Source organism: Candidatus Nanosyncoccus alces (genome assembly GCF_004138395.1).
GTDB classification, from domain to species: Bacteria; Patescibacteriota; Saccharimonadia; order Saccharimonadales; family Saccharimonadaceae; genus Nanosyncoccus; species Nanosyncoccus alces.
The window spans coordinates 34,471-58,060 of sequence record NZ_PRLM01000002.1 but is presented as its reverse complement, the minus strand read 5'-3'; the positions used below and the strand labels follow the sequence as shown (position 1 = coordinate 58,060).

The 23,590-nt window shown below is 40.1% G+C and carries 21 protein-coding genes and 1 pseudogene; 11 read left to right on the top strand and 11 right to left on the bottom strand.

Annotated elements, in window-relative coordinates:
• The first annotated feature begins 56 nt into the window (after window positions 1-56).
• Entirely contained in the window at window positions 57-2,294 is a 2,238-nt protein-coding gene (locus G3RUM_RS01240; protein ID WP_129734601.1) for a hypothetical protein, read from the top strand.
• Window position 2,295: 1 nt separating this feature from the next.
• On the opposite strand, the gene recF is transcribed toward G3RUM_RS01240, so the two are convergent.
• From recF to dnaA, 3 genes are all read right to left on the bottom strand, one after another.
• Entirely contained in the window at window positions 2,296-3,303 is a 1,008-nt protein-coding gene (recF, locus tag G3RUM_RS01235) for a DNA replication/repair protein RecF (RefSeq protein WP_129734599.1), read from the bottom strand.
• Window positions 3,300-4,403, bottom strand: coding sequence for a DNA polymerase III subunit beta (dnaN, locus tag G3RUM_RS01230; protein WP_129734598.1), 1,104 nt, complete (start codon window positions 4,401-4,403; stop codon window positions 3,300-3,302). The genes recF and dnaN overlap by 4 nt, the downstream gene beginning before the upstream one ends.
• Window positions 4,404-4,666: 263 nt before the next feature.
• On the bottom strand, window positions 4,667-6,025 hold the full coding sequence (gene dnaA / locus G3RUM_RS01225; RefSeq protein ID WP_129734597.1) for a chromosomal replication initiator protein DnaA: 1,359 nt from the start codon (window positions 6,023-6,025) through the stop codon (window positions 4,667-4,669).
• Between the two features lie 227 nt (window positions 6,026-6,252).
• On the opposite strand from dnaA, the gene rpmH reads away from it, so the two are divergent.
• The 4 genes from rpmH to G3RUM_RS01205 are packed head-to-tail and all read left to right on the top strand — an operon-like array spanning window position 6,253 to window position 8,320.
• Complete coding sequence (gene rpmH, locus G3RUM_RS01220) at window positions 6,253-6,390, top strand: 50S ribosomal protein L34 (RefSeq protein WP_129734596.1); 138 nt, start codon at window positions 6,253-6,255, stop codon at window positions 6,388-6,390.
• Complete coding sequence (rnpA, locus tag G3RUM_RS01215; RefSeq protein ID WP_129734595.1) at window positions 6,391-6,750, top strand: ribonuclease P protein component; 360 nt, start codon at window positions 6,391-6,393, stop codon at window positions 6,748-6,750.
• On the top strand, window positions 6,743-7,852 hold the full coding sequence (locus G3RUM_RS01210) for a YidC/Oxa1 family membrane protein insertase (RefSeq protein WP_129734594.1): 1,110 nt from the start codon (window positions 6,743-6,745) through the stop codon (window positions 7,850-7,852). The genes rnpA and G3RUM_RS01210 overlap by 8 nt, the downstream gene beginning before the upstream one ends.
• Before the next feature lie 3 nt (window positions 7,853-7,855).
• A complete protein-coding gene (locus tag G3RUM_RS01205; RefSeq protein WP_129734593.1) occupies window positions 7,856-8,320 on the top strand; it encodes a Jag family protein in 465 nt (154 codons plus the stop codon).
• Window positions 8,321-8,476: 156 nt separating this feature from the next.
• Here G3RUM_RS01205 and G3RUM_RS01200 read toward each other — a convergent pair whose 3' ends face one another.
• Window positions 8,477-10,132 (bottom strand): LCP family protein, encoded by a 1,656-nt coding sequence (locus G3RUM_RS01200; RefSeq protein WP_129734592.1) that lies wholly within the window; start codon window positions 10,130-10,132, stop codon window positions 8,477-8,479.
• Between the two features lie 19 nt (window positions 10,133-10,151).
• Here G3RUM_RS01200 and G3RUM_RS01195 point away from each other — a divergent pair, with 19 nt between their 5' ends.
• The 3 genes from G3RUM_RS01195 (at window position 10,152) to G3RUM_RS01185 (ending at window position 13,076) form a co-directional block, all read left to right on the top strand.
• On the top strand, window positions 10,152-10,478 hold the full coding sequence (locus G3RUM_RS01195; protein ID WP_129734591.1) for a LexA family protein: 327 nt from the start codon (window positions 10,152-10,154) through the stop codon (window positions 10,476-10,478).
• A gap of 112 nt (window positions 10,479-10,590) precedes the next feature.
• On the top strand, window positions 10,591-11,139 hold the full coding sequence (locus G3RUM_RS01190; RefSeq protein ID WP_129734590.1) for a hypothetical protein: 549 nt from the start codon (window positions 10,591-10,593) through the stop codon (window positions 11,137-11,139).
• On the top strand, window positions 11,136-13,076 hold the full coding sequence (locus G3RUM_RS01185; protein WP_129734589.1) for a LasA N-terminal domain-containing protein: 1,941 nt from the start codon (window positions 11,136-11,138) through the stop codon (window positions 13,074-13,076). Before G3RUM_RS01190 ends, G3RUM_RS01185 begins: the two co-directional genes overlap by 4 nt.
• A gap of 125 nt (window positions 13,077-13,201) precedes the next feature.
• Here the strand turns inward: G3RUM_RS01185 and G3RUM_RS01180 are convergent, their stop codons facing one another.
• A complete protein-coding gene (locus tag G3RUM_RS01180) occupies window positions 13,202-14,587 on the bottom strand; it encodes a glycosyltransferase (RefSeq protein WP_129734587.1) in 1,386 nt (461 codons plus the stop codon).
• A 117-nt stretch (window positions 14,588-14,704) separates the two neighbouring features.
• On the opposite strand from G3RUM_RS01180, the gene wecB reads away from it, so the two are divergent.
• Window positions 14,705-15,814 (top strand): non-hydrolyzing UDP-N-acetylglucosamine 2-epimerase, encoded by a 1,110-nt coding sequence (gene wecB, locus G3RUM_RS01175; RefSeq protein WP_129734585.1) that lies wholly within the window; start codon window positions 14,705-14,707, stop codon window positions 15,812-15,814.
• On the top strand, window positions 15,798-17,141 hold the full coding sequence (locus G3RUM_RS01170) for a glycosyltransferase (RefSeq protein ID WP_164998326.1): 1,344 nt from the start codon (window positions 15,798-15,800) through the stop codon (window positions 17,139-17,141). Before wecB ends, G3RUM_RS01170 begins: the two co-directional genes overlap by 17 nt.
• A 30-nt stretch (window positions 17,142-17,171) precedes the next feature.
• Here G3RUM_RS01170 and G3RUM_RS01165 read toward each other — a convergent pair.
• The 4 genes and pseudogenes from G3RUM_RS01165 to G3RUM_RS01150 form a co-directional block, all read right to left on the bottom strand.
• Window positions 17,172-17,936, bottom strand: a pseudogene (locus G3RUM_RS01165) (ABC transporter ATP-binding protein); the annotation flags it as partial.
• Window positions 17,936-18,745, bottom strand: a complete 810-nt coding sequence (locus tag G3RUM_RS01160) for an ABC transporter permease (RefSeq protein WP_129734579.1) — start codon at window positions 18,743-18,745, stop codon at window positions 17,936-17,938. The gene G3RUM_RS01160 and the pseudogene G3RUM_RS01165, both read right to left, overlap by 1 nt.
• Window positions 18,746-18,781: 36 nt before the next feature.
• Entirely contained in the window at window positions 18,782-19,615 is an 834-nt protein-coding gene (locus G3RUM_RS01155) for a glycosyltransferase family 2 protein (protein ID WP_129734577.1), read from the bottom strand.
• A gap of 7 nt (window positions 19,616-19,622) precedes the next feature.
• Window positions 19,623-20,582 (bottom strand): glycosyltransferase family 2 protein, encoded by a 960-nt coding sequence (locus G3RUM_RS01150; protein ID WP_129734575.1) that lies wholly within the window; start codon window positions 20,580-20,582, stop codon window positions 19,623-19,625.
• A 69-nt stretch (window positions 20,583-20,651) separates the two neighbouring features.
• Here G3RUM_RS01150 and G3RUM_RS01145 point away from each other — a divergent pair, with 69 nt between their 5' ends.
• On the top strand, window positions 20,652-22,019 hold the full coding sequence (locus tag G3RUM_RS01145) for a DUF6056 family protein (RefSeq protein WP_129734573.1): 1,368 nt from the start codon (window positions 20,652-20,654) through the stop codon (window positions 22,017-22,019).
• Between the two features lie 4 nt (window positions 22,020-22,023).
• Here the strand turns inward: G3RUM_RS01145 and galE are convergent, their stop codons facing one another.
• Window positions 22,024-23,019 carry a UDP-glucose 4-epimerase GalE gene (gene galE / locus G3RUM_RS01140; protein ID WP_129734572.1) on the bottom strand — a complete coding sequence of 332 codons (996 nt, stop codon included), beginning with the start codon at window positions 23,017-23,019 and terminating at the stop codon, window positions 22,024-22,026.
• Window positions 23,016-23,543, bottom strand: a complete 528-nt coding sequence (locus G3RUM_RS01135; RefSeq protein ID WP_129734570.1) for a GtrA family protein — start codon at window positions 23,541-23,543, stop codon at window positions 23,016-23,018. The genes galE and G3RUM_RS01135 overlap by 4 nt, the downstream gene beginning before the upstream one ends.
• Window positions 23,544-23,590 lie beyond the last annotated feature (47 nt).

The following is a 23,590-nucleotide window of genomic DNA, read 5'->3' as shown; positions in this document are numbered from 1 at the left end:
ATATTATAGCATGTTTCTTTACTTTTCTCTTAAGTATGTTATAATTATAATTAATTATGTCGGCTGAGGAAACTTTAAGGTCGAGCGAAAGGTCTGCACTGAATAATAACCAGTTTGTTTCGCATGTGACTGGTAAAAACTCAAAAATAAAGTCTACAAAAAAATTGAAATCTTGGGGGGCGGCTGGTTTTATTACGGCGATGATTGTACTGGTGGCAGTAGTGTTTAGCGCGGGGAATATTATCCCAACTACGATTTACGAAGGATTAATAGAAGAGACTGATATGCAATGTGCAGACATGACAGCGAGTAAGAATTTGGCCTTTCAGCAAGCTTTAGAGAGTGGAGAAATCCCAGATGGTACTGCGGAAATTTTGAAGAGAAAAGGGATATTAGTTGGTTATGTTGATAATAACGGTGAGTTCGTAGAGGATAATAATGAGGCTGGGACAAGTTTATCGTTAAAAAAGGACGGCGAAATTATCAGTGCGGGAGACTTTATGGATAAAGTTGGCACGGATATATCCTTATATAGCGGAGTAAACGATGCCACTTACAGATGTGCAGCCTACTATTACGACGAGGACGCCTACGAAGTATTTGACGAAATTGGAACCAAAAGAAATAATTTCACCAGCGAAGATGATTTTAGTGAAAAAATGAATACTCTGATGGGGGACGGCAGTAATATTAATATAAATAGCGTATCACTAGTACAAAAAACTGAGACAAATTCTGAAACTGGTGAAACAGAGACTTATTATGAATATGTAGAAAATGGGACTAAAGCAAATTCTGGCACTGATGCAACAGATTTTATTGAAGCGGTGAAAAATAAAAATTCTGCAGCCGATACGGATACGGCAACCTTAAACGCAGCAGATCAACTTAAAGTAGCTGATACAACATCAAGGGAACAGAGATCAAGTTTATTTTTTGCTTTGTTTATGGAGAATGTTAGCAAAATGAAGGCGGGGGACGGGAGCGAATCAAAACTTAATGACGCAATGAATTATTTATATGATAAAGAAGAAACTGAGGTAGTGGATGTAAAAACCGGAAAGGTGACAAAGGTAACCGGAACAGCGTTAGATTCTCCAAGTTTGTATGCGATTTTGTCGGGAAATAAAGTTGATACAGAAGCGGTAGAAAATTATTCAAACGAGAGAATCTTGAAAACCGTGGAAAATCAGGTAAATACCGTGGGTGGGAGCGAGACGATAGAAAACACTGTAGCTTCGGTTAATTCACAACAAAAAGGCTCGATTGGAAGGTTTATCGAAGATGGGATCGAGACGGCGTCTAGCGCTATACTGTCACTCGTTGAACCAACAGTTAATAGTTCACTAGTTGATAATTCTTACGAAACAATAAAGGGTGTAGATGCGGGAGAGATGTTGGTAGAAGGGGCAGTGGTAGTAGGGAGTAAGCTAGCAAAGAGGAGTGGCGCAACAGCTGGAGATGCAGCGGCAGTAGATTCGTATGCTAGATTAAATAATAAAATTGTTGCTATGAATGCAGAAGAAGATCGACTAAATCGGAGCCCATTCGATATTACCTCTAAGAACACTTTCTTAGGTTCTATTATTTATAAGTTTGCAATAGGTAGTGCGAAAATCGTAGGAAATTTGGCTAATGTGAGAACCTTTTCTACTGTTGTGAGCAATGCAGTGGCTTCGCTACTTCCGGTTTCTTATGCGGATGCGTCGGATGGATATTTGACTACGTTTGGGGATTGCGAAACATATGCTACGATCGGTGCGGTCGGTTCGGCACAGTGTGCAGAGATTGCAACCTTTGATACTTCTACGCTTAATGATCCCTTCAATGATCCGGGGTTTATTGAGTTTGTAAATAATAATACGACTTTGACTTCCTCTGGAGTGAGAAAGATTAATGAGGGCTCTACTTTGGCGGATTTTATTATATATAACAACGAAAGAAAAACTCCTTTAGGAGTGACGGATGGAGGGATATTAGATTCAATTAATAAAGATTCTAACTCAGTCTCGTTTGTATCAGATATTTTAAGAATGATAGAGGTATTCTTGGGATCATCAGACCAGGATAAGAGGGTTGCTTCGGGTGAGGCGTTTGTGAATTCTAGTGCCAACCCAGATTGGCAAACTTACAAATATGCACAAAGGTACGTATCACTAGCTAGAGCCACTAGTGCACTAAGGCGATACGCCAACGATAAAACTGCTTATACTAATTTGAAATTTTTTGAAGGGGAAGAAAACCCTGTACTAGCCTTTATTGAACAATATAATAAGACATTAGCAAACAAATAGGCTATTCCGGTTGAGTGATGTTTTCTACACTCGTGATAATCACTTGATTGTTTTTGAAATTTTTAATTAAGCACTTGCGACGAGTTTCGTCTAGCTCAGAGAAGACATCGTCTAGCAAAATAATTGGTTTAAGATTGGTTTTTTGGTAGATGAGATCAGCCTCGATAAATTTAAGAGCGAGGATAATAGAACGCGATTCGCCACGTGAAGCAGAGCCGTCGGCGTTTTTGTGATTAAATTCGAAAATATAGTCGTCGCGATGAACCCCAAAGTTAGTGTGGCCAAGATAACTGTCTTTTTCGAAGTTACGTTCGAGGGTTTGGAGATATTCATTATCGTCTGCACTATTAATATCGGTTTTATAAATAATGCTAATCTCATCATTATTTTCAGCAATAGAACGATAAACATCTGTGACATGTGAGTTGATTTCTTGAATAAACTTATTACGAGAATTGTATAAATCTATGCCATATTTAGCGAGGAGGATATTCCAAGAAAAAACAGACTCTTTAGTAAGATGCTCGTTTTTTAATAATTCGTTACGTTGTTTGAGGGCTTTTTCATATCTAGAAAGATTAGTGGCGTAATTTTCGTTAAATTGGCTAAAAATACGGTCAAAATAATCACGACGACGCGAAGGGGAATGGCTAATAAGATTAAGGTCTGAAGGCTGAAAAAGAACCACCGGATATTTATTCTTTTTAGGTAAACGACGGGACTTTTTATCTGTAATGAGGAAAGTTTTATGATTACCATCATAAGTCGCAATATTAGTTTCGCCGTTACTGTATTCAATTTCGATACGATAGAATGTGGTGCCTCGTTTGAGGATTTCAGGATCTGTGGCGCGAAAACTTTTACCACGAGTAAGGATATAAATCGCCTCTAAGACAGAAGTTTTGCCGCTGCCGTTTTCACCGAGAATCAAGGAAATTTCATCTTCACATAATAATGAATACTCGGTATGGTTACGAAAATTAAATAATTTAATGGATTTTACGATCATGAATTTAGTGGCATTATAATGTGAGTATAATTGTTGTTCTTTTTATTTTTTAGAACAACTGGAGCAATACGATCAGAGAATTCAAATTTAATTTCTTTTTCTTCTAAAGCATTAAGGGCATCAATTAAAAACCTAGAGTTGAGATTAATTCTACCAGGAGTTTCAACCTTGGTTTCAATCACTGAATCGTTTTCACCAAATTCATTAGCGATAGATTTAACCAAGAAAAGATCTGGGGCCTTGGTTTCACAAACAATAGATCCACCGACAGAACGCGCAAAGAGGGCAGCTAGCTTAGTAACACGTACTAGTTCGTCGCGATTTAGTACAACTTTAATATTATTTTCCTTAGGGATTAGTTTTTGATAATCAGGAAAGCTAGCATCGATAAGTTTAGAGATAATCTCTACTTCACCAAGTCGAAAACGAACCAGATCCTCATTGAAGGATACTTCGACTTCTTCCATCTCGTCATTAATAGAGCGAAGAACTTCTTGTAAAGAGTTCGATGGAACAATAGCTTTAACTTCGCTTTCTACCTTATCGATGAGCTTCTTTTCGGCTAGACGATAACCATCGGTAGCGGCAATTGCAAGAGCATTATCGTCTGTAGTGTTAAAATACACGCCAGTAAGAGCTGGACGAGTAAGATCATTAGAACTTGCTATAATAATTTGGCCAACACTATTTTTGAACTCGTTGACGCCAATTTTATAAACTACTGCGGTTTTTTCGTTGATTTCGGGAAGTTCTGGAAAGTCATCCGCTAAAGTACCATTGATAGTTGAAGAATATTTACCAGACGAAATGGTGACTTTAGTATCATTAGAAGAGATTTCGATCGTCTCACCTTTGGGTAGGTTTGAGACAAATTCAGCAAGGAGTTTGGCTGGAACTGTAACTACACCATCTTCGGAGCTGGAGACTGGAAGAAAATCAATGATTGCCATATCTAAATTGGTGGTGATTAGAGAAACTTTTTTATTGTCTACACGGATAAGAACATTATTAAGTATAGGTAAAGTTACTTTACCTATTGCAATGCGACTGACATTATTTAAAGCTTTGCTTAGTTTTTCTTGGGTGACTTTGATTTTCATATGAACTCCTTTTTAAAATTCTTTACTATATAAATATATTGTAGTCGTAATAGTAGGGGGTGTGGAATAGTGGAAAAGACAGTATATTTATTGGGGTAAAATAATTGCGAAAAACTTGGTGGAATGAATGGGAAAATGTGGTGAATAAATTATTTTTTGCACAGGTGTTATAAAAAGAGGTAAGTTGTACACATTTTTTTGCGCTAGATTTGCACGGAGATTTCCAGGTGGTTTTGCACAGGTTTTCCACTTGAACAAAATTATTAACCATAGATTTTCTCCTTGATTTCTTCGATTTGATCACGGAGGGTGAAATCTAGCTTGAGGTCCTTTTCGATTTTTTTGACGCCGTGCATGACTGTGGTGTGGTCTTTAACGCCAACTTCGGCGGCGATTTTGTTGGTGCTGAGGTTTAGCTCTTTAGAAAGAAGGAACATAGTGACTTGGCGAGCGGTTTTGATATGAGCGACACGAGATTTGCCACACATTTCTTTGATTGGCAGATTGTAATATTTGGCAACTTTTTCGACAATTTGTTTAGAAGAAACGGGGCGGAGTTTGGAGGATTTATTAACACTAACAGAACCGTTCTCGATGAGTTCTAGTGGAGTGAGGCCACGGACTTCAGACATGAGAAGAATGGTGGAAAGTTCACCTTCGAGATCACGGATATTAGTGTTGACGTTTTCAGCAATGTATTCGATAGCTTCGGGTTCGATTTCGGCACCCATGAGTTCGGCTTTGGCACGAAGAATAGCGCATTTATCTTCGAACTTGGGGAGTTGAAGATCGAAAGCACCAGCCATAGCGAGACGAGAAGTAAGACGTTCGTCGACGGATTTAATTTGGTTAGGTAAACGGTCGGAAGTAATAATAATTTGCTTGTTGAGTTGATAGAGGCTATTAAAAATATTGAAGAATTCTTCTTGAGATTTTTCTTTATTGACGATGAATTGAATGTCGTCGATGATGAGGCAGTCGAGATCTTGGAATTTACGATTGAATTCTTTACCTTTACCGTTGCGGACGGCGTCGACAAAATCGGAATAAAAGTTTGAAATAGGAGTGTAGAGAATTTTGAGATTAGGGTTACGAGAAATGAGAGCGTTACCGATAGCTTGGACGAGATGGGTTTTGCCGAGCCCCGGTCCACCATAAAGAAAGAAAGGGTTATAACGGGTGCCAGGAGCATCAACGATGCTTTGAGCAGCCGCGACAGCTACATCGTTATTGGAGCCAACGATGAAACTTTCTAAAGTGTATTTTTCATTAAGACCGGTGTTGGAAGTTTGAGGTTTGAGTTCTTCTTTGACCTTTTTGATGCGAGTTTTGACGGTAGTATTGGTCGGAGTGATTTCACGAGGGCGGACTTTGGGTTTGGCGTTAGATTGGACTTCAAAATCAATAGTAGAAACAGAGACGTTGTTGTTTTGTAAGGCGGTTTTGATGAGGTCTAAGTAGCGATTACGAAGTTGTTTGACATAGAAAGAGTTTTTGACACCGATTTTGATTTCACCATTATCGGTAGAGATAAGGGAGGTGTCTTGGAACCAGGTGGAAAAATTAGCAGTGGAAATTTGCTGTTCGATTTCGGCAAGCACGTTTTTCCAAACGTCATACATCTGAATTTGACCTCCTTTTAGGATATTATAGCACAGAGGAGGGAGTTTTCCACAGGTTTTTTGGGGTGAGAAAATATGGTGTAATATGTTAGCAAGAAAATAGGGGTGTAGTTTTCCACAAGTTTTTGAGTTTCTCTAGAGAGAGTGTGGAAAACTGCTTGAAAATTGTGGAAAAATGCGGTATACTATGAAAAGAATTTGAAATAAATTAAAGTTTGAGGAATAATATGCCAAAACGAACATATCAGCCACACAAAAGGCAGCGCAAGCAAGAGCATGGCTTTATGAAGAGGAATGCTACGAAAAATGGACGAAAGGTATTGGCTCGGCGACGTTTGAAGGGTCGTGCAAGACTTTCTTATTAAATGTTGAATCGGAAGTATCGGTTTCACTCGCGGGGAGGGGTGAGGTATGTTTATCAGAAAGGTAAGACGATTCGTAAACCGAAGATGTCTTTGGTTTTTGCGGATAATACGAGGGGGTTTACGAGGGTGGCAGTAGTTGTGTCTAAGAAGGTAGAGAAGAGCGCCGTAGGGAGGAATAGGATTAGGAGAAGGATTTACGAAGCGTTGAGATTGAATTTTGAGGATATACCAAAAAAACGTGATTATATATTTATAGTGTATTCGAAAGATTTGGTGAAGATGCCGTTTTCGGAGTTAGAGAAGCTGTTGGGGGAGCTAGTTATGGAAGCTAAGGTGTGCTATAATAAAGAGAATGGATAGAAAGAGTGTGAAAAAGTATATCTATTGGGGGATATTTATTTTGTTCGTGATTGGGTCAATTGCGACAGGGAGTCCGTTCAATTTGATTGATATGATTGTAGTACGGCCAATTGTGAACATTCTATTTGTGATATTTAATCTAGTACATGATTTTGGATTGGCGATTATTATCTTTACGATATTAGTGAAATTATTGATGATGCCGCTAACTAAGAGGCAGTTGAATCAGACAAAGTTGATTCGGAAAATTCAACCAGAGTTAACACAGATTAAAAAGAATTGTAAAGGCAATAAACAATTAGAGTCTTTGCAGACGATGGATCTTTATAAACGATATAATGTAAAGCCGTTTGCTTCGATTTTGACTCTAATTATACAGCTGCCAATATTTATTGCGATTTTTTCAGCAATACGGGTAATAGCAACGCCGTTGCCGCAAGATAATTTGATGAACCGAGCGTACGATATTGTGGCATATGAAGGTTCAGAGATTAAAGATTTAGAGGAAAAGCAAGAAGTGTACTTGGCGGATTTGACGAATACGGAGATTCCGGCAGAGGAGAAAGCAGCTTATGATTTTCAACCACAGCTTTTTGGGTTAATTAACTTGAATGTAAAGGCCAGTGATGCCTTGATGGGGAAGTTTAGTTGGTCAGCGCTCTTTATATTGGTGTGTGCGGTGATGGCGTCGGTGGTACAGTATTGGGCTACGAAGCAGCAAATGCCATCTGGTAAGTCCGAGAAGAAAAAGAAGTTTCGTGATATTTTGAAAGAAGCGAAGGATGGTAAAGAGATTGACGAGTCGGATATTAGTAGCATGACGACTGGGCAGATGTCGGCGATGATGCCAATTATGATGTTTATCATTATGTTTAATCTGAATGGTGCGTTGGCATTTTATTATTTCCTTAGTAACGTGATCACGGTGATACAACAGAGGTTAGTACTTAAAAAGGTTGATGCGGAAATTGACGCTACGACTGATAAGGCGGTGCTAAAAGAACTTAGAAATATAAAAGAAGCTGAGGTGGTGAAAAATAAAAAAACAGGTACAAAAATAACTAGAATCTCCGCAAAAGATATTAAAAAGAAAAGGAGATAAATAATGAGTAAAGATGAATCAATACGATTTGCAGCACGGTATTTGGAAGATCTGCTAAGCTTTTTTGGGATCAATGTGGCAGTGACTTCAACGATTGATGATGAAGTGATTCAGTTGTCGGTGCCATCTACTTCGTTGAACTCGTTATTAATTGGGCGGAATGCGGATAATTTAAGAGCTTTACAGCATGTGGTATCGATGGCGTTGATATCAAATGGTGCGGAAGTGACACGAGTGAATGTAGATGTGGCAAATTATAAAAGGCAACGAGCAGATAGGATTGCGGAAAAAGCAGAAGAATGGATTGCGAAAGTGCGCCAAAATGGCGAACCGATGGAGATTAATTTGAATGCAGCGGATAGGCGTGTGGTACATAAGGTGGCGCAAGATTATTCGGATATAGAGACTCATTCGGAGGGGGAAGGGCGAGAACGAAAGCTAATAATAAGCAAAATTGCAACAGAATAAACTTTCTAAATGGCTTTGACTTTTGAACTTGTTGTTTTTACAACATAAGGCAAGAAAAATCTCCTTAGTTGCTACGCTAGGGAGATTTTTCATTGTTAAGTTGTGAAAACAACGTTCAAAAATCTGGTCTAAATCTCATTATGCCATTTAGAAAGTTTATTCTGTTACGGTGTTTATTATTAGCACAAAGTCGTAGTCGTGGCTGATTGAATCGGGGAGGGTGTCGGTGGATTGGGCGGTTAAACCGTATTTTTCTTCGAGGAGTTTTTTGGTACCGGGAGCAGTATCGCTGAGAGAGTAAAGAGTGTACCCTTCTGCGTATTCACCAACTGGGGCGTCGTCTATATAGATGTTGTCATAGCCGGCTTCTTCTAGGGTGGTTTGTTCAGTAGAGGCGAGGCCGGGAGTTTCGGTAGCATTGAGGACTAGAATGGTGTAATCTTCGTAAGAGCGTGGGTCGCTAGAGAACATTTTGGCTACATAATTTCGGATGGCGTTGTAATTGCCGACGCCGGCGGAAGGTAAAACGTAAGAGATGCCATTGATGGTGCCAGTGGTCATTAGGCGTTCTGGTTCGAGGAGAGAGACTTGGCGCATGTTTTCTAAATCAAAGACAGAAGAGAGATGAGCTAGAGTCCGCATTTCTTCAATAGAGAAATTGGTGCGGAGATTATCGCCAAGAGTAGAAGCAAGGCTGAGGAGGTCGGTAATGGAAAGTTCTTTTTCGAAGGCTTTGTTTTTGATGCCAATAAGGATTTTTTGCTGAGAGGCACCGCGGGAAAAGTCACCACTAGTGGTGCCGTGACGAGCACGGGCGAGACCTAAGGCCTGCTCACCATTAATAGTGTATTCGGTACCAGCCTCAAATACGGCGCCAGTGTAGTAATAGTCGGCAATATCTTCGTCTAGAGTGACGTTGATGCCACCTAAGGTATCAACAATTTGGACGAGCGACCCCCAGTTGAGATGAGCGTAATATTGGAAGTCTACACCGAGGATACTGCTGACTTCAGACATGAGAGCTTCGGCGCCAGCCTGTTCGTTATCGCCATTCATGTTGTTACACCAGTAGACTTCGTTGATTTTGCCGGTAGCGGTACAAGTAGGGGAAGCTTTGAGGTCGCGAGGTAGGGAAAGCATGGCTACGTCACCAGTTTCTTGATCGAGGCTAATGACCATAATAGAGTCGGTGAGTTGAGCACCATCGTGAGTGCCGTTACCTTCGTCGCCTTCCATGTTGTAACCGCTAGTGCCGAAGGCGAGGATGTTAGTGCGACCGTTTTCGTCGGTTTTGAGGGGTTCGTAACTTTCGACGAAGAGGTCAAATATAGTACCTTGGCCGCCGGTGATTTTGGCAATGATGTCGTTGCCCCAAATAATAAACCAAATTACGGCGCCAATGAGTAAAAATACGATGATAAGGGAGGTCCAGGTGATAATTTTGCGTTTTTTTGACATAGGTTTTTTCTGCTTTTTAGATTTTTTGGTGGATAGCGTATCGGAAGGATCTTTGGCGGCTTTTAATTCACCGCTTTGTTCGTCAAAATCAAAGACTTGAGTGGGCTTAAGGAAATCTTCGGTAATATCGGTCTTGGTAGGAGTTGGCTCTGGGGTAGGTGCTGCTGATTGAGTAGGTTTAACATTCTCAGTAACTGGAATTTTAACTGGTTTGGATGTCTTGGTCGTTTTAGCGGATTTGACGGTTTTGGCAGAGGTGGCGGATTTTTTGGAAGATGATTTTTTGGTAGTGGAAGTAGGCGCTTTTTTAGAGCGACGAGGAGTAAGACCGTCAATTGATTTATTTTTTTCCATTGTTTATAATTATAACATAATGGCAGTTAAGCTTACAAAAAAACAATTAGCAGTTTTGGATTTTTTGCAGGATTTTACAGAGGAAAATGGGTATTCACCGTCTTATCGTGAGATTATGACGGGGCTAGGACTAACGTCGGTATCGGCAGTGGCGGAACATGTGGAAAACTTGGTGGAAAAAGGTGTTTTAAAGAAGGTGCCGGGGGCGGCACGATCGCTGGAAGTTTTGGATTATAAACATGAGGAAACGGTAGGGTTGTTTAAGGCGAGGATGGTGGATTGTACTGAAGAGGAAAAGAAGGTTTTGGGGCAGGCAGCGGAGATATTGGGGTTGGACCTAGGTTAGAGTTTTTGCTTGTATGGAAGTAAAAACTATGGGAACGGGAGTTGCATATTAGGAATAGGGGTTTACAAGATAAGAGAAAATGCTTATAATTATAGTAGGAGAATTGTAATTTATGGCACAAAAACGGAAAAAGAACAAAAAGAAGTTGTATTGGATAGTGACATTGGTGCTTTTTGTGACAGCTGGGGTGGTGGCTTACTTAGTGTGGGATAATTACTTCAAAGATAAGAGCGAGAAGAAGGAAGATACTATTGAGATAGTGGAGGGGAAAAAAGAGAATGATGACGAAGGTAAGGGCTCTAGCAATGCTGAAGATGAGGAAGTAATAGAAAAAGAAAAGATAGTGTTATATGAGGGCGATGATCCAAACGAGAAAGAAGGTTTGACTGGTGTGGTGACTTACGCGGGAGTTTCGGGCGAGTATTTGATGATAAGGGTAAACATTGACCAGTATTTGGATGGCGGCAGCTGTGAGCTAAATTTGGAACAGAACGGAGTGGCGTATAGTGAGGTAGTGAGTATTGCAGGGGGAGCGACGACGGCAACGTGCGAAGGTTTTAATGTGCCGGTAAGTAGGCTCGGTGTAGGTAGTTATCAAATAAAAATAAAAATAAGTTCTGGTGAGAGAACTGGAACGATAAATGGGGAGGTAAACGTATGAGGATAAGGCGAAGCAAACGGATTTGGGCAGTGGCGCTAGGAGTGTTTGTGGCGGTGTTTTTGTTTACGTTTTTGACAGCGAAATTTAAGGATAATGAGGAAGCTGACGCGGCAAATTTGGGGGCGTTTGATGCGGGATATATTATATCGGATTATCAGATGAGCAATTATAATGCGATGAATGAGGCGGAGATTCAAAGTTTTTTGACTGCGAAGAATCCTTGCGCGAATAATAATTATAGTTATTATTTGCAACTTTCGGCGAACAAGAATTATACTTGGCATTGGGCGAATGGACATTTTGTGTGTTTGTCGGAAGAAAGGTTTGGTGATGGAGAGACGATTGGGTCGGGCGATACAGCAGCGCATATTATTTGGCAAGCAGCGCAAGATTATCGGATTAATCCACAGGTGCTGATAGTACTATTGCAGAAGGAAACAGGGCTGATAACAGACCCAATCCCAAACAATGGTGATTATCGGAAGGCGACGGGGTACGGATGCCCAGATACGGCGGCATGCTCGTCGAAATATTATGGGTTTAAGAACCAAGTGAGGAATGCGGCAGCACTATTTCGGACAGTGTTAGACGGGGGGTGGACGAACTACCCGTTAGGAAATAACTACGTGCAGTACAATCCGAACGCAGGGTGTGGGGGGAGTGTGGTGAACATAAGGTCGCTTGCGACTTCGGCGCTGTATAGGTATACACCATATCAGCCGAATGCAGCAGCTTTGAATGCTGGGTATGGGTATGGCGACGGTTGTTCGGCCTATGGGAATAGGAATTTTTATAGCTATTTTGAGGATTGGTTTGGGGGGATAAAGAGTGAAGGAAAATTAGGTGTCTTTGGTAATATGGTGGTACCAAGGCTTTTATATGTGAAGGCAGGCGCTAGATATATAGACCCAAACAACAATATGGTTGGTGTTAGAGCCTTTTCGAGCTTTGAATATTTTACTCATCTTAACTATTTTGGGGATAGATTGTGTTTGTCAATTGGTAATAATAAAGATTGTTATATCTACTCAGATTTAGAGGAGATAGAGATTGATGAAACTGAGGTGATGGCAAAAAAGCGAATACTGATCGTGTCTAGCGATACTAATTATCTGGATTATAAAGGAAGATTATTTGGAGATAGAGTTACTAATAATTCTAGAATTGTGTTTACGAAGAAAATCAATATAAACGGGCAACTTTGTTTACAGACCGATGAGGATGTAAAGATGGGAAGATGTGTTCCGTATTATAAATTACAAGAATTACCGAATTTTGAAATTGACGGAATGGCAGTCCCAAGGGAAATTTATGTAAAAAAGAACGCAGAAGTAATAAACTTGGATGATGGAATTTCGGAGAAGATTAATGGTGGGGAAAGAGCTTACTTTACTGGACGCGCTAGTTGGTTTGGCGAACTATGTTTGCAAAGAAAAAGCGATGAGGGGACCAAAAAATGTATACCTTATAGTAGTCTACGAGAGGTTGTGGGGATAGATTTTTCTAATATGACGGTACCTAGATTCATGAAGATTAAAGTTGGCGCAAAAGTTATAAATGCGGCTACTGGTGAAGGTGCTGGGATCATTGAGAATGAGAAGGTAGTATTTTTTGATAAAAAAGTAAATATAAATGAAGGATTGTGCCTAAAAAGTAGTGACGAGGATTTTATAAGTAAAGATGCTTGTGTGTTATACAGTGATTTGGGGGAAGTTGAGAATTTTTCAAAAATGGTCATACCGAGGTATATTGTTGTAAAAAGTAGCGCACGATACCAAGAATTAGTTAGTGGTAAGCAAAATAATATTTCAATAGAAAATAACAAGATGTATTTTGTGGATAAAATAAACATAAATGGTAATTTATGTTTAAGAACAGAAGCCGATGCAAAACAAAATCTATATAGATGTATAATGTATACTGATCTGGAAGAATGAGAGTGTTGGAGTTTTGATGCGATTTTCTTGATAGTTTCTGTAAAATTGTGACGAATTTTGTTAAGAGAGTGAAGATATTGCAAATATTGATAATTGTTTAAGAATAGCAATTTGGTTGAATAATTTTAGTGTAATTTGTTTAGAATTTCACGTAAAGGCTTGGTGGCTTTCCAGAAACCGGAACTTGTAATGTTATTTAACTCTTTCTTGAGAGTATCGATTTCGATTGTCTTCGAGATGTTGCTTTGTTTAAGTTCGTTGACTTTGATTGCTTTTGAGCCGTTTTTGATATTTTCTAAAAAAAGTTGATAAACGACGTCATTTTGCATGTTTGGTAGATCAGTCTTGGAGAGAAAATTTTTGAGGTCTAGTTTTGCGTTGTGGTGGTTATCGAGCAGGTAGTTGAGGGTATTAAAAATTGGTTTTTCCGAATATGTAAAAGATTCTTCGGTTTTGAAATGAATGTCCCAAATATTGCTTTGGTTGAATTTTGAGATTTCTTGGTAGGATAATAAATAATCGTCGGGATTTTTTTTAAGTTTTTGCAATTCTTTTTTTAAGTCTGTTTTGTGGGTTTTCCAGTCTGTAAAATTATTTTCTGCAAAGTAGGAAAGGTTTTTGTCTCCATTAATGAGACCAGCAAAGCCGCCGTAACCTAAGACGCCTGCTGGAGTGTTAGAGTTGAGTGCTTCTAAGACGACTTGCCCCATTCCAAAAATAGCGGCATAGTGGTTATTGGCGAAAACTTGAGGCAGGTTTCTTCCCCAGCCTTTTACGGAGATCTTATTGAAGTGATTTTGATTGACGAATGTTTTTAATGGATCTAGTTGGTCACCATCACCAAAAATATCGACATGTTGTGTTTCTGGCAAAGCGTGGAGGGTTGGCAAAAATTCTTTAATAAGCTTCGTCTTAGGAACGTCTAGTCTGGATGCTATGCAAAAATATCCATCGTGTGGAGAATAGGGTGGTCTAGGTTTTTCTGAAACATCGATGCCGTTTCTTGTTATGATTATGTTTGAAGATAGATATGAGTATTGTTTGAATAAATATTCGGCGACAGCGATAATTTGGTCGAAGCCGTATTTGAGGGTGAGATAATAGATGGTACGGAGCCCGATGTTTGTGAGTGATGGGTTAATGAAGTTTCCAGAAGCGACTCCATGTAGAGTACATGTAATAGGAATATGAAGTTTTTCGGCGGCTAGGGCTGTTGGTAATAGACACCAGTATGGATGACATTCTATGATGTCAATGTGATTTTCTTTGCAGAAATTGATAATTTGATCTCGCGTTGCAAGTATATTTTTTGTTTTGATAGAGTCGCTATAGTCAGAAAGAGGATGTTTTAATATGAGGACCTGTTTAAAAACATTGTATTTATGGTTATAATCGATACAAGCAAGAAAGACGTTGTAATGATGTTTTTTTGCTTCGATCAGTTCTCTTAATGTTCTCGTTTCGAAGCCGCCATATAAAAAACCGTCGCTTACAATGAGAATGTTCTTCATGTTGATATTATATCATATCATATTGCGGTGGTAATTAAGCTACTAAAATCTAAGAGGTATAAAAATGGTTAATTTGTGAAAGTTGGAATCTTATAGTGGGCGTGTTATAATTGAGGGATGAGAGTTTTATCTGTTTTTGGGACGCGTCCAGAAGCTATTAAGATGGCCCCGGTAGTAAAAGAATTGGAATCTCGTGGCGGGATTGAATCGATAGTTTGCGTGACTGCGCAACATAGGGATATGTTGGATCAAGTTTTGGAAATTTTCAAGATTAAACCAGATTACGATCTTAATATCATGAGGCCTGGTCAGACTTTGACGCATATTACGGCGGAGGTCTTGAAGGGGATTGAAGAGGTAATAATAAAGGAAAGGCCAGATTTGGTGTTGGTGCATGGTGATACTACTACCGCGATGGCGGCGGCTCTCGCGGCATTTTATCAGCGGGTTAGAGTGGGGCATGTAGAGGCTGGATTGAGGACTTTTGACAAGTACTCTCCGTTTCCGGAAGAAATGAATAGACAGATTATTGACAGAATTGCTGATTATTTGTTTGCACCGACAGAGGTGAACGAGAAGAATTTGAGTGAGAAGTTGAATAAAGGGCAGAAGATATTTGTAACAGGGAATACTGTGATTGACGCATTGAGGACAACGGTGTCAGAAGATTATTCGCATCCTGATTTGGAATGGGCGGCGGATAGTCGATTGATTTTGGTAACGGCACATCGGCGAGAAAATTTGGGTGAGCCGATGAGGAATATATTTAAGGCGATTAGGCAAATCGTGGATGACTTTTCGGATGTGAAGGTAATTTATCCGGTGCATTTGAATCCGAAAGTACAAGAAGTGGCTAAAGAAGTACTTGGTAATAGTGATAGGATCAGATTGATTAAGCCGTTGGATGCGGTGGACTTTCATAACTTTATGGAGAGAGCATGCCTGATTATGTCTGATAGTGGTGGGGTGCAAGAGGAGGCCCCATCTCTTGGTAAGCCCGTATTGGTGTTACGTGATACGACTGAACGGCCAGAGGGATTAGCTGCCGGGACGTTGAAACTAGTGGGAACTAGCGTAAAGGATGTTTACGATATGGCTAAGACTTTGTTGTCTGACGAAGCGGCATACAAAGAGATGTCTGAAGCTAAAAATCCGTATGGTGATGGGTTTGCAAGTAGATATATTGTAGATGCGATTTTGGGAGGTGATAATGATAAAGCAGAATAAGAAGAATAAGTTGTCTCAAGAGGAAGTTGATGCACTGATTCGTGAGAATGAGATTTTGAGAAGGGAAAATAAGTATCTGAAAAAGTTAACAAGTTCGAAGCGTTTTAAATTTGCGGAAAGAGTTGCTAACGGATATAATGGGGTTTTCCCGAAAAATACAAAGCGGCGTAATGCGATAGAGAAGGTTGGCAGTGTGAGTAAAGTTGTTGCTGCAAAAAAAAGAGAGCGGCAAATTAGGGAGATTGCAAAAAATATTTCAAAGATGGCCAGTAAGTACGAGAAGGTTATCGTATTGAATAGTGTGCCGTGGGATTTAAAGCTGAAGCAACGTCCGCACCACTTAGCGACAGAGTTTAGCAAGAAGGGCTTTTTTGTGGTCTATCTAGAATATGACAATGTTTTGCAGAACTTCCGGACGATAAAAGACAATTTGATAGTGGTAAATTCAGAGGTGTATTTGGGAAAATTGCCGGAAGTGTGTGAAAAATGTTATTTCTTGTCACCTAATAATATGCCAACCAGATATAAAGTTTTGAAAAAAATGAAGGATTTGGGCTTTGGTTTTATATATGATTATTTAGATGAATTTCATGAAGATATTTCAGGTGATTTGAGTATTCAAATGGAAGTTTGGGATAAATTGGCCGATTTGGATCCAGTGTTATGTATGGCTACTGCTACGAGGCTACACGATGAACTTAAAAAACATTTAGGTAAAGATCAGAAGATTGTGATGGCAAGCAATGCAGTAAATGTGCGACATTTTGATTTTGAAAAAAATAAAACTACAGTACCACCAAATGACTTGAGGAATGTTGTCAAGAAAGGGAATCCTATAGTGGGATTTTATGGAGCTTTAGCGCCATGGATAGATTTTGAGCTGTTGAACGACGTAGCAGAAAAGCATAAAGAATGGTCTTTTGTGTATTTAGGAGTGGATTACAACGGGGCCGCAGTGGACTTGAAGAAGGCGGAAAATGTCTATAATTTAGGAGCGAAGAATTATGAGATGTTGCCTAGGTATGCAAAGTACTTTGATTGTGCGTTGATACCGTTTAAACGGGGAGAAATTGCAAAAGCGACTTCGCCAGTAAAGTTGTTTGAGTATATGGCTGCTGGTTTGCCTACGGTTTGTACGAGGGACTTGCGAGAATGTGAGGGATATGATTTAGTTTATATGTCGAAAGATGATAAGGAGTTTGAACAAAATATAGGTAAGGCCATTGCGGCATACGGAAAGATTGAAAATAGGCGAAAACTTTTGGCTCAGGCGAACGAAAATACTTGGGAAAAGCGGGTGCAACGAGTAATAGAGGCGTTGAGTTGAGATTCTTTAATTGTTGTGGATAAACATCTTTGTGTAGTGGTTGGCGACTTCTTTGGGGTCGCCATCTTTGATGATTTTGCCATTTTCAATAAGTATGCCTCGGGTACAGAATCTGGTAACATTTTCCATGGAATGTGTTACCAATATAACGGTTTGATTCTGCTCTTTGAGTGATTCGAAGTAGTCGTTGCATTTTTGTTGAAAGGCAGCATCTCCAACGGCCAGGACTTCGTCTAAAAGAAGGATGTTCCCCTTAGCTCTAATGGCGATAGAGAATGCAAGACGGACCTGCATTCCGGAAGAATAGTTCTTGAGCTTTTGATCTTGGAATTGTTCTAGCTCGGCGAATTTCCAGATATCATTGTACATTTTGTTCATTTCTTCATTAGAAAACCCGAGAAGAGCTCCATTTAAGTAGACATTTTCTCGGCCCGTTAATTCTGGGTTGAAGCCGACACCGAGTTCGATAAACGGTATAAGACTTCCATTTATCGTAATGTCTCCTTTTTCCGGATAGTAAATTCCAGCGAGAATTTTCAGTAGTGTGGACTTTCCTGACCCATTACGACCGACAATGCCAACGAACTCGCCCTTTTTGATTTCGAAGTTTAGTCCTTTTAGGACTTTTTGCTCTGTGTATCCTTTAACTCCACGTAGACGGTTAAAGATAGCCTGTTTTAGACCGAAAGCTTGTTCAGTGGGGAGTTTGAAGCTTTTATGGAGATTTTCAACTTTTATGGCTGTATCGTTTTTGTTGTCGTTAATTTCTGTACGGTGGCCGATTGGTTGTTTCATTAGACTTCCTCTGCAAAAAATTTAGATTTTTTACGAAAACTGAGCGCTCCGAAAATGAGAATACTTAACGTGATGATTATAGGTGTAATGACTAATGGATTTGAGATGTAATTCCATGTAGTAATGGAGTCGTGGGTGATAAGACTGAAACGAATATCTTGGATGGTTTGGGCTATGGGATTTAGAAGGATGATTTTGGCAGCAGTAGTGCTGGTGTCGGCTACCATAGAAATAGGATAAATGATTGGTATTGTATAAAAAAGCGCTTGAACAAATACATCCCAAATGGAGGTGATGTCTCGGTATTTGACGTTTATTGATCCTAGCAGGAAGGCTATACCGAGGGACAGGATATATAGTTCGAGGATGGCAGGGATGGTTAGGAGCCAGCTCCAGTCTGGAGAAACTCCGTTTATTAGTGCAAATATAATTATGACTACAAGATTGATTAGCATGTTTATGACTGCAGTTAGGGTGGCTGAGACTACTACAATGTATTTTGGAAAACTAATTTTACGGAGTAAATCACCACGAGCAACGACGGCTTGGATGCCTTGAGAGGTGCACTCGGTGAAAAAGCTCCACATAGTAGTACCACAGAGTAGGTAGACTGGATAATGCGGAATATCTCCGCCGATTTTTAGGAGTTTAGCGAAGACGATATAAAGTATAGCGAACATCATGAGCGGGCGAAGAAGAGCCCACAGGTATCCTAAGACTGATCCTTGGTAGCGGAGTTTAAAGTCTGTCTTTGTCAGTTCTTTAAGGAGGATTCGATTTCTGCGATTGAGAACTAGCGGAATATTCATATGATATATTTTACCATACATTATGGATTATATTTATCATGCCCTGTTGCGTTTTTTTGCTCGAATGTGGGATATATGCCAACGACATAAGATAAGAAAGAGCCAGAACCTTTCCTGAAGAGTTGGTGAAGGTCCAACCCATTGGTTGAGATTTTTGTAAGAGGTTTGCCAATTCTCCCAGTTAATGGCAGTCTTTTTGAGTGTGCTGGTTTCGGTACCGTAGTTATAGTGGCAAAGAGGTTTTAAAATGAAAGAGATTTCGGAGTGTTCGGGGGTGTTTTTGAGATAGTCGAGGACGAATTTAGTGTCTTCGGCAAAATTGATATTCTGGTCAAAGTGTATGTTTTTTAAGAATTCTCTACGGTAAAGTTTATTAAATGCGGAATAGAGGCGGCCATCTACGGTAAGTAAGTATAAGATATAATTGGTCTTTGATTCGTGTTTTTTGCGTTTACGGAGGGGGTTTAGGAACACGTCTTTAGTAGTGTTGGTTTTAAGCCAGTGATATCGAAGTCCACAGACTGACAGAGAAATATTGGAATCTTGGAGGTATGGATTAAGGAGTTCTTTGATGAAGGTTTTGGATACCGTATCATCGGAATCTATAAAACTAATGAAGTCACCAGTAGCTTTTTTGAGCCCTGTGTTACGAGCAGCTGATTGTCCGGAGTTTTTTTGGTGTATTGTTCTGATGCGAGGATCTTTTTTTGCGTATTGATTAATAATTTGAGCAGAATTGTCAGTAGAACCGTCATCTACTAGGATGATTTCTGTGTTTTGGTAGGTTTGGTTTAGAACGGTATCTAAACAAGAACTCAGGTATTTTTCGGTATTATAAACTGGAATGATAATAGAGATTTTAGGATTCATGGGAGAGCTAATTAAGGTTACGAGATTCTTTCTCATCTACGACGAAAAGCGGGCGATTTTGGGTTTCGGCGTGAATGTGTGAAATATAGAGGGCTGTAATGGATTCAGAAATCATTAATAGGCCGATGAGAAATGTGATGAAGATAGCCAATTGTACGGACCCATTCCAATATAATTGTAATGGGTCGCCTAGTATGTATTGATTAATTATGCAAAAGAGACCAAGAATAAAGCTACCTACGGTGATGAAGATACCAAGATAACCAAAAATTACGAGTGGTGTTGTTGACATGGACACAAAACTATCGATTGCTAGGTGGAACAACTTCTTGATATTATATGAGGGTCTGCCGGCGGCACGGACACCGTAAACATATTCTATGTACTCTTGTTTAAAGCCAAGCCAGTCGATAAGGCCTCTTGTGATGCGGTTGTGTTCAGAAAGTTTGTTGAATTCGTTTATTACCACGCGGTCTATGAGTCGGAAATCGGTTGATCCTGGAACTGTACTTTTGTTGCCCATTATATGGAGAAGTTTATAAAATAGTTTGCTGCCTAGTTTTTGGATAAGACCGTGTTTGGTGTATTGGCTGCGCACACCGGTTATAATTTCTGCGCCTGAATTCCATTTTTTGATGAAATCTGGAATTAGTTTGGGAGGCTGTTGTCCGTCGGCATCAATAGTGAGCGCAGCGTCTCCTTTTGCATAGCGAAGACCGGCGGATAGGGCGGGCTCTTTGCCGAAATTGCGAGACAAAGAAAGAATTTTGATTTTTGGGTTCTGATTGGCAAGGATTTGGATAATTTTTAGGGTGTTGTCGGTTGACCCGTCGTTAACTATGATAAGCTCATAGTTTAAATCAAGCTTTTCGGCGACTGGTACTAAGGAATCGTTTATGAATTTCTTGATCCCTTCGGCCTCGTTATGGACTGGGGTAATGATAGACAATAATTTCTGCTTTCCCATAATGATTTTATTATACCATATTTGGAACTAGTCGTTGCTTGCCTAGCTGTTTTGTGTTAGACTGGTGTTATGATAAAGAGAGGTGAGTTAGGTAAACGTGAAAGGTGGTTGTGTATTTTTGGGTATGCCTTAGTGCCGGTGTTTTTTGTGATTTTATATTTCTTGATGACAGAAACTTATGAAGATATAATGCAGGGTAATTCGGAGGCGTTATTGTCGGTGGGGGGGATTATGAATAAAATTTACCATTATATACCTCGTTTGGGAGAGTTTTACCAGCATATTGCGGTTCATTCTATGACGCCACAATTGTCATTTGGTTGGGATATGGTGTTTAGGCTTATTACTGCAGCAATTGCATCTGGTGTGGTGTATTTGTCCGCTGTATTTGTCTTAGGGAGAAGGCTAAGGTTGCAATATAAGGATGTGATTGTTTATTTGGGTGTTATGTTGTTGATTATGGTTTCAATTTTTAGTGAGGCATTTACTTACCGGTTTAGCTATGCGAACAATTATGTGTTAGGACTTTTAGTTGCAGTAGGGTTTTTGGCATTGTTCAGGCTAGGAGCGGCGGGCGATAGATGGTGGAAGCTGTTGGGCGTAATTGTCTTGGGATTTGCTTTTGGAATTTCTACGGAATTGGCGCCTGTGGCATTCTTGATTTTGATTGGATTATGGACATTAATAAAAATGATAAAGAAAGAGGTTGCTTGGAAAGATTTGTGGGGGAAATATAAGTTGCAAAGTTTTGCAGTAATTGGGTTGGTTGCTGGGTTGGCGTTCTTTTATCTAGGTGGTGGTATGGGCGCTCGGACCGGAGGGGGGTATGCTGAGGTCTATGAATATGTTTCTTTGAAGGGATTGTTGCGGGCTCCGGTGGAGACTTTATATACATTGGCGCATCATTTGTGGTACAACATCAGGTACATATTTTTTGCAATCCCACTGATGTTGATGTATATTTTTGTGGAAGTAGCGTTGTTTAAAAAAGAGAAGGTTAAATACTTACGGTGGCAAGTATTATTGTTTGGTTTTTGTGTATTGTTTGTGGGGGCAACGTCTTTGATTGCGGTACACGACGACTTATATCCAAGGTTTATGGTCCCAATGTTCATAGCTATATTGTTGGCGACTTTGCTGTTCGTAGAACATGTGATTGAGCGAGCGAAACTTTCAGAAAAAGTCTTAAAGAGGTCTGCTGTAATAATGATTATATTGAGCGGGGTATTAGTTGTGGATATGACTTTCGCGTTTGGCTTATATCATTGTCAGATGGCTTCAAAACTGAACGCAATTGAGTTTAATCCGGGAGGGGATTTGGTGATTGCACCGGTTGATGGTGGCTATACGATGATGCCGTCACCAGTATTCAACTTGAAGCAGTTGCCGCCGTTTGATTGGGGCCCGAGCGCGGAATATACTAAATTTGGATTATAAATAGCTAGTTGTGTTGCAAGAAGGCGAGGGTGTCGCGGAAGGCATCTTCGATGGTGAGCTTTGCTTCCCAGTTTAGCTTTTGTTTGGCGAGGGAAGGATTGGTCCAGTATTCTGGTAGATCGCCGGGACGGCGAGCGACAAATTTGTGTGGCAGAGGTTTGCCAGAAACTTTTTCGAAAGTTTTGACCATTTCGAGGACCGAAGTTGGTTTGCCTGTAGCTAGGTTGTAGGCCCTGAAACCAGGTTTTAGAACATTAATGGCGGCAAGGTGGCCTTTAGCGAGGTCAATGACATGAATGTAGTCGCGTCGGCAGGTGCCGTCGGCGGTAGGATAGTCGTTGCCATAAATGGAAAGTTCTTTTAGCTCACCTTTGGCGACTTTCATGATGTATGGCATAAGGTTGTTGGGGATACCGTTAGGATCTTCGCCGATGAGGCCAGAGGGATGGTTGCCAATGGGGTTGAAATAGCGAAGAGCGACAGCGCTGAAGCTTTTGTCGGAAAGGGCTAAATCCTTGAGGATTTCCTCAATCATATATTTGGTTTTGCCGTAGGGGCTAGAGATATTTTGGCCGGTAGGTAAATTTTCGGTGTATTCTGGGGTACCTGGATCGCCGTAGACAGTGGCGGAAGATGAAAAGATAAAGTTTTTGACTTTGTGTTTTTGCATGGCTTCGAGTAGGTTGATAGTGCCGGCGACATTATTTTGATAGTATTTAAGAGGCTGTTTGACAGATTCGCCAACGGCTTTGAGCCCAGCGAAATGCATAACTAGGTCGAAGTGGGTGCTTTTGAAAAGATCGTCGAGACTAGGTTGATCGAGTAGATCAATTTGGTGAAAAGTTGGTTTTTTGTTGGCGATTCTTTGGATTTGATCTAGGGCGGTAATTTTGCTGTTGACGAGATTGTCGAGAATTTCGACGTCGTAATCTTGATTTAAAAGTTCGACGACGACGTGTGAGCCGATATAACCTGTGCCGCCGGTAATCAAGATCTTCATGCTTCTTCTTTCTGTGATTTTTTGGATTTGCCAAAGACAAAACGATCATAGAAGAGGAAATTAATAAACATGACGACAACAGAAGTAAGGACAAAAGCCCCGGTGGTAAGAATGAATTCGTAAGTGAAAGGTAGGCTGATGGCTTGAAATACATTGAAGGCAAAATCATAGAGTGGGGTGATGAGGCTGAAGAGTTGAGTGAGTAGTGGGCCAATAGCTACAGCGAGAAGAGCATTCCAGATGAAGAATTTGTATTTGGCAGATTTGGTGATGGGTCGTTCCTTCCAGGTGATTTTGGAGTGGAGGATGTAGGCTACAATTGTGGTGATGGTGGTAGCAATAAGGGTAGATAGCCAGAGGAGGTCGTTATTCTTGATGATTAGGTTTGAGAGGATAGTGTACAAGACATAGTTAAAAATGGTGATAGAAATCCCTACTATCAGGTAACGTACGGCATGTTTGGAAGTTTTGACGTCTTTTTGAGCGCTGGAGGTAGCATGTTTTTCAGATTTATCAGTTTCCATTGTTTAATTATAGCATGGTCTGGACTTTTGCTCGGTTTTGAGGTATA